Origin of the sequence: Phaeobacter sp. (assembly GCF_022825805.1) — a bacterium.
Taxonomy (GTDB): domain Bacteria; phylum Pseudomonadota; class Alphaproteobacteria; order Rhodobacterales; family Rhodobacteraceae; genus Phaeobacter.
This window is the reverse complement of record NZ_JAJDWC010000124.1, coordinates 1-12,821: the sequence shown is the minus strand read 5'-3', so window position 1 is coordinate 12,821 and position 12,821 is coordinate 1. Positions and strand designations below refer to the sequence as shown.

Here is a 12,821-nt window from a genome sequence, read left to right as displayed (position 1 = left end):
GCAAAATCACTCCGGAGCAACTCGACCTCTTCGCAACCCTGAACCTGCCAAAACCGGCCTGACAGCCTGTTGTCGTCACACAAACGCCACTTCCGGGTGAAAAATATCAAATACTTACGCGATTAACTGTCGAACTTGGGTATCCTGGGCAGGAGGTCACTTTGCCCCGCTCTGGACATCTGAATCCGGCCCGCCATTTCCGCAACATCTCAAGCCTCGCGCGCTTCATTGATGAAAGCCACGATGCCGACGAAACCTATCAACTGCTGACACAGGGTGTGTGCCAACATTCGCAATGGGATCTGAGCAGCATTCAGGTGCTGGATCTCGAAGCGGGATTGGCGATCCCGATTGTCCGGCATGATCCCTTCAACCCCAGTGATCTGGCGGGGTTTCCAGGTTGGGACGCCCGCCTGAGCCCGGTTGGAAAAGTGCTGGAAAACGGAGAACCGCTGATCCTGCGCGATGCGGCGGCGCAGGATGAATTTCCCGGGTTCCAGGCTGATGCGATCCGCCGCAAATACCACACGACAGTGATCATTCCCCTTGAGGTGCGAGACGTTCACAGGCGGCAGATGGTGTATTCTGTGGCGTCGCGGCAGCTCGTGGATGTCGATGAAACAGACCTCAGTTTTCTACAATGTGTGGCTGAACTTGCCACCATCGCGGTGCGTAAGATGCGCAAACTGGAGCAACAGCAGAAACAGGCACAGCGCCTGCGTGCCATTCTGGAGCATATGACGGCCTCCTTGACCAAAACACTGGATACCGAAGCTGCGGGCACGCTTGCAGTCGGGTTAAGCAGCCTGTTTCCAGCCGGATGGCTCGCAGTTGATCTGACGTCTGGGCGGGGGCTGTTTGACCCAGATGTACCACCTCCGGTCGCGCTTGCCTCACCACGCCGAATGCCCGAAGAGCTGATCGCGGCAGCCCTGGCGGCGCGGGGCCTGGCCAGTGGCACAGAAATGGATCTGACAGTGGCCGGTAATGCCTTACGCGCAGAGGTGAGCCCACTGCAGATTGATGGCAGCCACGTGGGCGCATTGTTCTTCTTTCTAGATGCGCCGCTCAGCGATCACGAGCGTATCGCGGCGCAGGCAGGGCGGTTGGCGCTGTCGTCCTTCATCCTGCGCAGCTTCATTGATTTCAAATCATGTCGGGTGACAGCCAGACGGCTCATGTCGCGATTGTTCAGCGGCCATTGGCAAGATCGCGAAGAGCTCTTGGACGAAGCCCATCGGCTGGATTTCGATCTAGACGCGCCATTGCGCCTGCTAATGCTGCGAGTGCCGCAGACAGATCCAACCGAAGGTGTCGACGATGGGGTGCACAGTTTCATCCTGCGCACGGCGCAGTTGCTGTTTGGGCCAGCAGTTTCATGTTTGCTGGATGGTAATCTAATCTTGCTTCTGGATGACAGCAGCAGCGCGGCAGAAACCAAACAAGCGATGTTCTTGTCCCGCGTCCGATCACTATTGCCGCCACAGACAGGATTGGTGATGTCCGCGCAGGTGCAAAAGATCGAGCAGCTTAAGAAAGCGAAAGAGACGTGCGAGGCCACTTTGGATGTCGCGCAGTCAATGAGCGCGTCAGGCTGGGTGACGCCCGTGAATGTGGGTGAGTTTCCTGCGTTGATGGCCTCCGCCGAGATGCCAAAGGTAGAGGCGTTCCTCCAAAATGTGCTGCCAGAAGCGCTGACCGCTCCAGCCCGCAAGGCGGAGGTTGCTCTGCGCACAATCGAGACCTTCCTCGACACGGGACGGCGGTATCAGGAGGCAGCGGATCGGTTGGACATACATGTGTCGACCTTGCGCTACCGGCTTGAGCAGTTGAGCCACCAACATGGATTGAATTTCGACGATTCAGATAAGTGTTTTGAACTTGATCTGGCAATTCGACTGCACAGGCTGCGGTTTTCCTATGGAACGTAGCAATTTTATTTTCTGATCTTGCTAGAACCGGTGGAGGACTGACACCGTCTCCGGCTCCTAGTCTGCCTGCAACAGCACCAGACATGGACCACTACGGTGAGCAACAAGACACAAAATAGCGACGACAGGCAGAGGCAGCTGCGGCAAGCCTTTGGCAGTTTTGTCACCGGCGTGACGGTGGTGACAGCGCGGGACGCAGACGGCAATCCGATCGGCTTTACCGCGAACTCCTTTACCTCGGTGTCGCTGGACCCAGCGCTGCTGCTGGTGTGTCTTGCAGAAACCTCGGCCAATCTTGACCACTTCTCCCGCGCTGGTCGCTTTGCGGTGAATATCCTTAGTGAGGCCCAAAAAGATGTCTCAAACCGGTTCGCCTCCAAAGGGGCTGATCGGTTCGCGGATACGGCTTGGCACGAAAGCGCAGAGGGCACACCGCTGATCGATGGAGCCCTTGCCTGGTTCGATTGCTGCACCGACAACCTGGTGGATGCCGGGGACCATATCATCCTGATCGGCCGCGTTGCAGATTTCGGCGAAACCGAAGGCCGCCCTTTGGCGTATCTGCGCGGTCACTATCTGGATCTTGGTCTGGCAGAAGATGCCGCGGATTCCGTTTCCCATCATGGCGGTGTGCGGGTGGGTTGCCTCTTGGACTGCAATGGATCTGTGCTGCTGCGCAAAACTCCGGAGGGCTGGTCGCTGCCGATGGGTGATGTCTGCCCAGGTTTCCGCGAAGCGCGCCGGGCCTTGGAAAAAACACTCGCAGATCAGGGCATCGCGGCTGACTTGGGCTTTTTGTATTCGGTGTTCGATGCCCCGTCGGGCAACGCGACGTGGATGGTTTTTCAAGGTGATATGGAATTCGGGACGCTGGACAGCGATTTGCAGCTCTTCCCGACGGACCAATTGCCACTGCAGGAAATGGCGACACCACAGCTCCGGTCAATCCTACGCCGGTTTCAGAGCGAATACGTTGAGGCACGCTTTGGTCTCTACATCGATGGATCAAACCGCGCAGGTCAGATCCATGCCATTGAGCGCAGCGCCACACCATGGACCAAATTCATCACAGATCAGGAGCACGTCACGTGAACGCATTCACCGTAGACACTTTAACCGACAGCTGTTTGCCGATCTATGTAGGTGGCGCATACAGGGTTTCGGAAGGCGCGCCAATCGACTGCTTTGATCCTGCCAGCGGTGCAGTCTGGTGTCAGGTCCCTGATTGCACCGCCAGCGAAGTGGACGCAGCAGTTTCTGCCGCCCAGCAGGCAATGACCAATCCAGACTGGCGCGATATGACGCAAAGCCAACGCGGTCTGTTGATGCTGAAGCTGGCCGATCTCCTGGACGCCAATGTCGAACGGTTGGCCGAGATAGAAACCAAGGACAACGGCAAACTGCTGCGTGAAATGCGGGCGCTGAGCCAGGCGCTGCCTGTCGCCCTGCGCTATTTCGCGGGCATGGCGGACAAGATCGAAGGCACGACCATCCCGGTCAATAAACCCGATATGCTGAACTTCACTGTCCGCGAACCCGTGGGTGTTGTGGCCGTCATCATCCCGTGGAATTCCCCACTGTTCATGATGATGCGGGCCTTAGCGCCCTGTCTGGCCTGTGGAAATGCAGTCGTGGTTAAACCCTCGGAACATGCCTCCGCGGCAGCGGTCGCCTTTGCCGGATTGATGAAAGAGGCGGGTTTTCCTGATGGTGTGTTCAATGTGGTGACCGGCCTTGGCCACACCACGGGCGATGCGCTGATCACCCATCCCGGCGTCAACAAGATCGATTTCACCGGCGGGCCTGCAACTGGCAAGGTCATTGCCAAAAGCGCGGCCGAGCAATTGACCCCTGCAGCATTGGAACTGGGTGGTAAGTCTCCTCACGTGGTCTGCGATGATGCGGACCTGGATGCAGCCGCCAACGGCGTGGTCGCCGGGATCTTTGCCGCAGCAGGGCAGACCTGCGTAGCAGGCTCGCGCTGTTTCATCCAGGAAAGCGTCTATGACGAGGTGGTCGCAAAGATCATTGCCAAGGCCCGCGCCATCAACATCGGCGATCCGCGCCGCGATGACGTGCAGCTTGGCCCGCTGGCACTATGGGGCCAGGTCAAAAAGGTCGAAGAGTTCACCCAAAGCGCTATATCCGAGGGCGCCACATTGGCCTTTGGCGGCGGGCGGCCCGATGGCTTGGGCGATGGTTGGTTTGTTGAACCGACGGTTTTCACTGACGTGACCAATGATATGCGCATCGCCCGGGAAGAGATTTTTGGCCCGGTGCTCGCCATCCTCAAATTTCGCGACGACGAGGACCTGATGAGGCAAGCCAATGACAGCGATTTTGCGCTGGCCTCGGGCATTTGGACACGAGATCTCCAACGCGCGCTGCGCTTCATGCGCAGGATCGAGGCTGGCATGGTCTGGATCAACACCTACCGCAGCCCCTCTGTCATGTCTCCTTCGGGCGGACATAAAGATTCCGGCTACGGCAAACACAACGGCTTTGCCGCCATTGAAGAGTTCAGCCGCATCAAGACCGTCGTAATCGACTATTCCGGCGCCCAGCAAGACGCCTTTGTGATGCGGGTCAACAAGTAGGATATTTCCATGAAATTCTCTATCGTCATCAATATGGCTCGGTTTGATACCTCCAAAGGGATGGATCAGATTGCCGCCGAGGCCTTGGATTTGGTGAAAATCGCAGACCAAGGCGGGTTCGATATCGTCTGGACTGCCGAGCATCACACCATTGAGCTGACCATATCACCGAACCCATTCCAGCTGCTGGCCCATTGGGGCAACCACACCAAAAATGTACGGCTGGGTACCGGCGTTGTGGCCGCGCCCTACTGGAACCCGATCCGGCTGGCGGGCGAGGCCGCGCTTTGCGATATCCTAACCGGTGGGCGGTTGGAGTTGGGGTTGGGCCGCGGTGCCTATCAATATGAATTCGACCGCATGGCAGGCGGTATGCCGCAGGGCGAAGGCGGCAGATATCTGCGCGAAATCATCCCCGCAGTCCAACGTTTGTGGGAAGGCGATTATGCCCATGAAGGCGAGATCTGGAACTTCCCCTCTGTCGCCTGTGTGCCCAAACCCCTGGGCAAAGCACCCAGAATGTGGGTGGCTGCACGGGATCAAAACACATTCGAATTCGCGCTGAAGAACAACTGCCATGTGATGTCCACAGCACTGCGCAAGGATTTTGCCGAGGTCGAAGATCTCGAAAACAAATTCCAAGCAGCCAAAAAGGTGGCTGGCAATCCGGCCGGGCTCAGCCATGCGACGCTGCGAGTTTGCTGTGTTTATGATGATCCTGCCGTGTTGGATACCGCGGTGGCATCGGTGGTCAACTTTGGGCGGAACTTCGAAAACCTGTTCAAAAACGCAGGGTCCGTGTCAAACGGATTCCCCGAGCCTGTTGATTTCAACACGGTGGCAGCCCGCGGCGAATACCAGCCAGAGAACCTGAAGGAAAACCTGCTGTTTGGCACGCCAGATGAAATCATCGCCAAACTTGAACGTTATCAGGCGCTTGGCATCGATCACATCATGATCGGCCCCACTTTCGGGTTGCCCCATGACGTAGCGCAGCGCACGGTCGAGCTGTTTGCAGACCGCGTGATTCCGCATTTTCGCGCTCAGAAAGCCGCATAAAGACGGCTTCGGCGCATCACCCACGCTCCAGTCTACCTTAGGGAGGAAATCATGACTGAATGCAAAACCGGCGCGGCGTTGAGCCGACGCAGATTTCTAACGACATCCCTGGCAGCGGGCGTGTCTGCCGCAGCATTGGCGGCAGGCACCGGACGGGCCTGGGCGGCAATAGATCTCTCTGGGCGAGAGATGGTCTTTGCCAGCTGGGGCGGCAGCTACCAGGCCGCGCAGGAAGCGGCCTATTGCAATCCGTTCATGGCTTCGACTGGTGCGCTGGTGATCCAGGATGGCCCGATGAGCGGCTCCAAACTGCGCACTATGGTGGAAAGCGGTGAGCCGATTTGGGACGTGGTTGATGTCACTGACACCTTCCTCTTTGCCAATGAAGAGCTGTTTGAAGACCTCGATTTCAGCACAGTCGATGCGAGTGCATTGGATCAGGCCTATGTGCATGACAAGGGCATCGGCTGCATCGTCTGGTCCTACAACATCGCCTTCAACACCGATGTAGTGGGCGAAAACACTCCGCAGAGCTGGGCAGATGTCTTTGATGTCGAAAAATTTCCGGGCAAGCGGGCCCTGCGCGACCGCGCCTATCCCATGATGGAAATTGCCCTGATGGCGGATGGCGTGGCACCGGAAGATCTCTATCCCCTCGATATCGATCGCGCTTATCGCAAGTTGGACAGCATCAAGGATCACGTCATCTGGTACAGCTCAAACTCCGCCGCGCAGCAGTTGTTTGCCGACGGTGAAGTTGGTGTCGGGGTGCTGCTGAACGGGCGGACCTTCGATGTCAACAAGAAGGGCGCACCAGTCAATCTGACTTGGAACCAGAACATCCGCTCGATTGATTATCTGGTGATCCCCAAAGGTGCCCCAAACGCCGAAGTGGCACAGCATTTCATGAATGCCACAGTGGACGCGGACAATCAGGCCCTGATGGCCAACACGCTCGCCTATGCGCCAGTGAACCCTGCCGCATTCGATAAGGTCGAAGACAGCGTTGTACCCTGGTTGGCGACCACGCCTGAAAACGCTGAAAAAGGCTTCTTGATTGACGCCGCCTATTGGCGCGACAACCTTGGCCCACTGACCGAGCGTTGGAACGAATGGAAGCTGAGCTGACAACAGCGCAGCCTGCGCAGGCGTGGCGATTGCGCGTGTGACACATGATCCAAAGGGCAGCGCTCTCCCGGGCAGGCCAAAGCTTTAATTTTGGCAAAAACCGGGAATAGGCGCTGCCTGGCGCGCATATCTGTGCGTTGGCCAAGACGAAACATCCTTCTAGACGACAGGAGATTCAGTGCGATGACGGCGGGGAACCGTACTCTCTGGCTCTTGATACCAGCGGTCTTGCTGATCGGGGTCTGTTTCCTATACCCAGTCAGCTGGCTCTTGCAGCGCAGTGTTTCAGAACCGGTTTGGGGGCTGCAAAACTACGCCACCATTTTCTCACGAAGCATTTACCTCGGCGTTTTATGGAACACGATCACCATCGCTGGTGTTACAACGGTTCTATGCGCCCTGATCGGATTTCCGGTGGCCTATTCCATGGTCCATGCGCGACCCCGGATCCGCAAACTATTGATTTTTGTGGTACTGATCCCGTTCTGGACCTCTATCCTAGTACGCAGTTTTGCCTGGTTGGTGATCCTGCAGCGCGGCGGCATTATCAACGATATCCTGACAGGGATTGGCCTGATCGCTGAGCCGATGGATCTGGTCTATAACCGCTTTGGCGTTCTGCTGGGCATGGTGCAGGTGCTGCTGCCGTTTATGGTTTTCCCACTCTATGCGGTCATGGCCCGGATCGACGGGTCGTTCTTCCGGGCTGCCACCAACTTGGGCGCGACACCCGTCAGAGCATTCTTCAGGGTTTACCTGCCATTGTGTCTGCCGGGCCTCGGCACCGGGGCAATGCTCGTTTTCATTGTCGCGCTTGGCTATTTCATCACTCCGGCCCTTTTGGGTGGACGCGGTGACATCATGATTGCGCAGCTGATCTTTGAACGCATTGACGAGTTTGGAGATTGGCCGCTGGCTTCAGCCCTGGCCATCGTGCTGCTGGTCGGCACTGGATTGCTGTTTGCGATCATCAAGGGCGTCTCCAAACTGCGCCGGGGGCGGATCTGATGTTCTATTCTGCAAAGTTCTGGGGCGCCTTGCGCGGCGTCATCAACGTGATGCTGGTGGTCTACATGCTGGCCCCTCTGGTGATCATCTTTGTGATCTCATTCAGCTCGGCCCTATACCTGACCTTTCCTCCGCCTGGCCTGTCGCTGCAGTGGTACGAGAAGATGTTCAGCAACCCGACCTGGACACGAACCCTAGTGACATCGCTGAAGATCATGGTGCCAGCTGCAATTGTCGCAACCGTCCTGGGCACAGCCGCCGCCTTGGCGCTGAGCCGGATGGAAAGCAAATGGGCGTTGGTGATCCGCGCTGTACTGATGGCGCCGCTGGTGGTGCCAGTGATCATCACCGCCGCGGCGATCTTTGGTGTGTTCCGGATTTGGGGGCTTTATGGGTCTCTGTCAGGGCTGATCCTCGCCCATGTGATCCTGACACTACCCTATGTCCTGTCAACGGTCAGCGCCAACCTCGCCGTGTTTGACAAACGCCTGGAAGATGCCGCCGCCAATTGCGGCGCACCACCCTGGACGGCCTTTCGCCGCGTGACACTGCCGCTAATTTCCCCCTCGGTCATGTCAGGCATGCTGTTTGCAATGGTAATTTCCTTCGACGAACTGGTGGTCTCCCTGTTCCTGTCCACCCCGCGGGTCCGGCCTGTGACAGTCCAGATGTGGTCCAACATCAAAGGTGACACCGATCCCACCATCGCTGCCATCGCCACCGTATTGTTTTTATTCTCTCTGCTGGCCTTGCTGGCAGATGGGCTGGCGCGGCGTCGTTCGGGGCGTGAGCCTGGACTGTAGATCCTGAGGATGGATGAATGACTGACTCTCTTTTGAAACTCACCGATCTTGGCAAAGCCTATGGTCTGATCAACGCAGCCAAAGATATCAACCTGGATGTTGCAGACGGCGAATTCGTCACCTTCCTCGGTCCATCCGGATCCGGCAAAACAACCACGTTGATGATGGTCGCAGGCTTTACCACACCAACCGCCGGCGGCATCAGCCTGAACGGGCAACCGCTGGACCCGATCCCCGTTTGGAAACGCGACATTGGCATGGTTTTTCAACACTATGCGCTGTTTCCGCATATGACCGTCGCACAGAACATTGCCTTCCCATTGGAAATGCGCGGAGTGGCCAAACGCGATCGCCGCACCAAAGTGGAAGAGGCCATGGAGATGGTCGGACTTGCAGGATTTGGCCAACGCCTGCCCAAAGAGCTGTCTGGTGGACAACAACAGCGCGTCGCGCTGGCACGGGCCATGGTGTTCAAACCCAGATTGTTGCTGATGGATGAACCACTGGGGGCGCTGGATAAAAAACTGCGTGAACACATGCAGTTGGAGATCATGCATCTGCACAAGAACATGGGGACCACGGTGCTCTATGTGACCCATGATCAGGAGGAGGCGCTGGTGATGTCGGATCGGATTGCCGTGTTCAACCAGGGCCGGATTGAACAGGTGGGCGCCCCCCGCGATCTTTATGAAGCGCCCGAGACGAAATTTGTTGCTGATTTCATTGGAGAAACCAATTTCATCGCAGGCCAGGCCGCGGGCTGCGGGAATGGCTGTGCCTCAGTGCGTGGCCTGAACGGCCAGCTGGGTGCACCATTGGTGGATGGGGCCGCTGCCGTGCTCGCGGTGCGGCCAGAAAGGTTGCGGGTGATTAGTAACACAACGCCAGGCGCAGAAAACACGCTCACAGGCACGGTGAAAGAGCTGATCTACCTCGGTCAATCCCGCAAGGCGATCATCGCGCTGGAAGACGGAACAGAAGTCGCTGCCCTCGAACAGGCCGCCCAGGCCGAAGCCACAGCGCTTGCCATCGGCAGTCAGGCCACCCTCAGCTTCCGGGCCCGTGACGCGAGGATTCTGGCCGATGTTTGAACGTTCCGCCGATGTGGCGCTGAGCTTTCGCGACGAAGGTTCCGGCGATCCGGTGCTGTTGATCCACGGGGTTGGTTCGGATCTGGAGAGCTGGGATGGCGTGCTGGCGCATCTGTCACAGCATCGCCGTTACATCCGCTTTGACCTGCGCGGCCATGGCGCATCTCGGCGAACACCTGGACCCTACACTCTCGCGGGCTTGGCCGATGACGCCGTCGCCTTGCTGGATCATCTGGGTGTTCAAACTGCCTCGGTCATCGGGTTCTCATTGGGCGGCTTGATTGCCCAACAAATTGCGCTGAGTCACCCAGAACGTTTGCGTTGCGTGACGCTGGTTTCCTCCGTCGGTGGACGCACACCCGAGGAACAGGACCGCGTGAACGAACGCGCCGAAACCCTCGCCCGCGACGGCGCGCTCACTCATCTGGCCAATGCGGTCGACCGCTGGTTCACACCCGCCTTCGTCGCGCAACATCCCGAGGTGCTGGAGGCACGCAGGCAAAAATCGCTGCAGAACGACCCCGATTGCTACGTTGCAGCCTATAGGGTGCTGGCGGGCAATGATCTCGGGGCAGAACTACACCGCGTTACCGTGCCCGCACTCGTGATGACCGGCGAAAACGACATCGGCTCATCCCCGCGGATGTCGCGTTTCATGGCGGACCGCATTCCAGACGCACAGCTGCACATTCTGCCTGATTTGAAACACTCCGTCCTCTTGGAAGCACCGAAACACGTGGCAGGCCTGATTGAACCCTTCCTCGTCGCCAACGGCGGCCCAACAGAAAAGATCACGACATGACCCCAGAAGTCCGCAAATATGTTGCCTGGATAGAAGACATCCTGATTGAAGGCCACAAACCAGCCAACCCACCCCTGCGCATGGCTGCAGTAGCCGCGGTGCTGAAAAACCCCTGGTCCGGTCGTTTTGTCGAGGATCTAGCACCAGAAATCCATGCCTATGCACCTGTGTTGGGCGAAGAAATGGTGAACCGCTTGATGCCTCTGGTCGGGGGCGGCGATCAAGTGCAGGCCTTCGGAAAATCGGCCATTGTTGGCGTCAATGGCGAGGTCGAACACGGTTCTGCCCTGATCCACACTTTGCGTTTTGGCAACTTCCTGCGCGACGCCGTCCAGAGCAGCGATTTCATCCCGTTCTCTAACAAACGCGGCGGGCCCGGCAATTCCATTACCATGCCGTTGAAACACATTCATGAGGGCGGAGCGCGCTCTCATTTCATGACCGTAGAATTCAACATCCCCGATGCGCCAGCCGCAGACGAAGTTTTGATCGCCATTGGTGTCGCCACCGGAGGACGGCCGCATCATCGGATCGGCGACCGCTTCCAGGATATGGAGGACATGGGTCACGACCAGACAACCCGGCCGAGTTAACCACCCCGCCCTAGGGTGAACCCCCGTCCACCCACCAAAATCACCAATAGGGTCATCCGCGCGCACAATCGCGGGTGGCCCCTTGCGACTTCGGCAGCACCCGGTGTGCAGAGGATTGGTTTTTTCTCAACCAGAAAGCCGCTATATTCAAAAGCGGTCTCCGCTAGGTGGTGGACCACTCGATCTCGACCCATCCCGTCGATCTAAACCCCGATTGAAAACACCAAGTCATACAGGGAACGCACATGACAACGATCCAGAAATGCGCCGCGATCATTGTGCGCGACAAACGCCTGCTCGTCGTTCGCAAAGCCTCGACCGATGTGTTCATTTCACCGGGCGGCAAAATAGACCCGGGAGAGACACAAGAAGACTGCTTGCGCCGAGAAATCCGCGAGGAGCTGGGCGCAGAGGTTGCAGGTTTTCGCTTTTTCGGGACCTTCACCAATGCCTCAGCTCTGGAAGCGGGTTCCGTCACCATCTACGCCTATCTCACTGATGTCTCACAGGATTTGGTACCGATGGCCGAGATTGCTGAGCTGGCCTGGGTCGGTGGGCCCAATACCAGCCCAAACATCAAAATCGGATCGGTCTTTGCCGACCATGTCATACCGGAGCTGGCAAAAGCGGGGATCATTGATGCCTGATGCAACCCGCCAAGGGCCGCATCAGATGCACATCAATCCCGAAACGCGGCACCCAGGCTATAGCGCTTTGGTGCGCAAATCAGTCAGCACCTCGGCAACCGACTGTTTGGGCTGCAAATCTGGTACAGTTCCGGTCATCCGCTGGAAAAGATCGAGATACCGATCACGGGCCTCTGCCAAGATCTGCGGTGTGACGTAGGTCGATGGATCCGCATTGCTGCGAACATCAAAACCCGCCTCGACAATCTGGCGGCGAATAAATTCCTTGTCCAAGGCTGCGGGCTCCTGCCCCTGCTCCAACCGCGCCTCGTAGCTGTCGCGCAGCCAGAACCGGGAACAATCCGGGGTGTGGACCTCATCCACCACGACCAGGCTGCCATCTTCAGCAACGCCCATTTCGTATTTGGTGTCCACAAGGATCAAACCGCGTTCGGCGGCGACACGCTGGCCCATTTCAAACATGCGAAACGCCGTATTGCTGATCTCTTCCCAAAGAGCCGCTGCCGATTTTCCCGATTTCGCCGCATATGGGTCCAACCATCCCTGCTGCAAGATCTCTTGCTGTGATATTGGCCGGTCGCCATGGGCTTCCTTCGTTGTCGGTGTCAACAAGGGATGGTCAAAACGCTGGTTTTTCACCATACCTTCTGGCATCTCCAGACCGCAGATCTTCCGGTCCAAATGCTGGTAGGCATGCCAAGCCGAGGTGGTGGTGCTGCCAGTCAGATATCCGCGCACGATAATCTCCAACGGGAGGACATCAACCGAGCGCACAAGCGCAACATTGGGATGCACCACATCGACCAAATGATGCGCAATATCCAAAGCATCAAGCTGGGCAAACCACCAGGCTGCCAATTGGTTGAGCACTGCGCCCTTGTCGGGCACCAATCCCAGCGCCCGGTCAAACGCACTAACCCGATCCGTCACGACGAGCGCCCGATGCGCTCCGAAGCCAAAACTGTCCCGCACCTTGCCGCGATGAACAAAGTCAGCGCCCTCAAAGGCGATATGATCAATCTGCGCTCTAGCTGTGGAGCCTCAATAGGTTGTTCCGATTTAATCGTAACCGGCTGATTGGTGGTTTTGATTTTAGGGCCGCGTGTGGTCTGTGCCAATTGTAGAGATGTGTCCAGACGGGCAGATCGGCGGCGCGGTCGTC

12 protein-coding genes and 1 pseudogene are annotated in these 12,821 nt (G+C 57.7%); 11 read left to right on the top strand and 2 right to left on the bottom strand.

The genetic code is table 11. The features are described from left to right. Positions 1–161: 161 nt before the first annotated feature. The 11 genes from Q0C28_RS14605 (at position 162) to Q0C28_RS14555 (ending at position 11,659) form a co-directional block, all read left to right on the top strand. The gene (locus tag Q0C28_RS14605) at positions 162–1,931 is read left to right on the top strand and encodes a helix-turn-helix domain-containing protein (protein WP_293576873.1); all 1,770 of its coding nucleotides are present in this window, start codon (positions 162–164) and stop codon (positions 1,929–1,931) included. Between the two features lie 96 nt (positions 1,932–2,027). Continuing rightward, positions 2,028–3,023 (top strand): flavin reductase, encoded by a 996-nt coding sequence (locus Q0C28_RS14600; protein ID WP_293576872.1) that lies wholly within the window; start codon positions 2,028–2,030, stop codon positions 3,021–3,023. Next, positions 3,020–4,528: an aldehyde dehydrogenase gene (locus Q0C28_RS14595; RefSeq protein WP_293576871.1), complete on the top strand. Its 1,509-nt coding sequence runs from the start codon at positions 3,020–3,022 to the stop codon at positions 4,526–4,528. The genes Q0C28_RS14600 and Q0C28_RS14595 overlap by 4 nt, the downstream gene beginning before the upstream one ends. 9 nt (positions 4,529–4,537) lie before the next feature. Next, positions 4,538–5,587, top strand: coding sequence for an LLM class flavin-dependent oxidoreductase (locus Q0C28_RS14590; protein WP_293576870.1), 1,050 nt, complete (start codon positions 4,538–4,540; stop codon positions 5,585–5,587). Positions 5,588–5,638: 51 nt separating this feature from the next. After that, positions 5,639–6,715, top strand: a complete 1,077-nt coding sequence (locus Q0C28_RS14585) for an ABC transporter substrate-binding protein (RefSeq protein WP_293576869.1) — start codon at positions 5,639–5,641, stop codon at positions 6,713–6,715. 183 nt (positions 6,716–6,898) lie between these two features. Then, positions 6,899–7,723 (top strand): ABC transporter permease, encoded by an 825-nt coding sequence (locus tag Q0C28_RS14580; protein WP_293576868.1) that lies wholly within the window; start codon positions 6,899–6,901, stop codon positions 7,721–7,723. Beyond that, a complete protein-coding gene (locus tag Q0C28_RS14575; RefSeq protein WP_293576867.1) occupies positions 7,723–8,526 on the top strand; it encodes an ABC transporter permease in 804 nt (267 codons plus the stop codon). Before Q0C28_RS14580 ends, Q0C28_RS14575 begins: the two co-directional genes overlap by 1 nt. Before the next feature lie 17 nt (positions 8,527–8,543). After that, positions 8,544–9,617, top strand: a complete 1,074-nt coding sequence (locus Q0C28_RS14570; protein WP_293576866.1) for an ABC transporter ATP-binding protein — start codon at positions 8,544–8,546, stop codon at positions 9,615–9,617. Beyond that, entirely contained in the window at positions 9,610–10,419 is an 810-nt protein-coding gene (locus Q0C28_RS14565; protein ID WP_293576865.1) for an alpha/beta fold hydrolase, read from the top strand. Before Q0C28_RS14570 ends, Q0C28_RS14565 begins: the two co-directional genes overlap by 8 nt. Beyond that, positions 10,416–11,012: an amino acid synthesis family protein gene (locus Q0C28_RS14560; protein WP_366934243.1), complete on the top strand. Its 597-nt coding sequence runs from the start codon at positions 10,416–10,418 to the stop codon at positions 11,010–11,012. The genes Q0C28_RS14565 and Q0C28_RS14560 overlap by 4 nt, the downstream gene beginning before the upstream one ends. A gap of 245 nt (positions 11,013–11,257) precedes the next feature. Continuing rightward, complete coding sequence (locus tag Q0C28_RS14555) at positions 11,258–11,659, top strand: NUDIX domain-containing protein (protein WP_293576864.1); 402 nt, start codon at positions 11,258–11,260, stop codon at positions 11,657–11,659. A gap of 57 nt (positions 11,660–11,716) precedes the next feature. On the opposite strand, the gene Q0C28_RS14550 is transcribed toward Q0C28_RS14555, so the two are convergent. Both Q0C28_RS14550 and Q0C28_RS14545 read right to left on the bottom strand, forming a co-directional pair. Next, positions 11,717–12,670, bottom strand: a complete 954-nt coding sequence (locus Q0C28_RS14550) for a phosphoribosylaminoimidazolesuccinocarboxamide synthase (RefSeq protein ID WP_293576874.1) — start codon at positions 12,668–12,670, stop codon at positions 11,717–11,719. Between the two features lie 16 nt (positions 12,671–12,686). Then, positions 12,687–12,821: pseudogene (locus Q0C28_RS14545) on the bottom strand (IS481 family transposase); the annotation flags it as partial.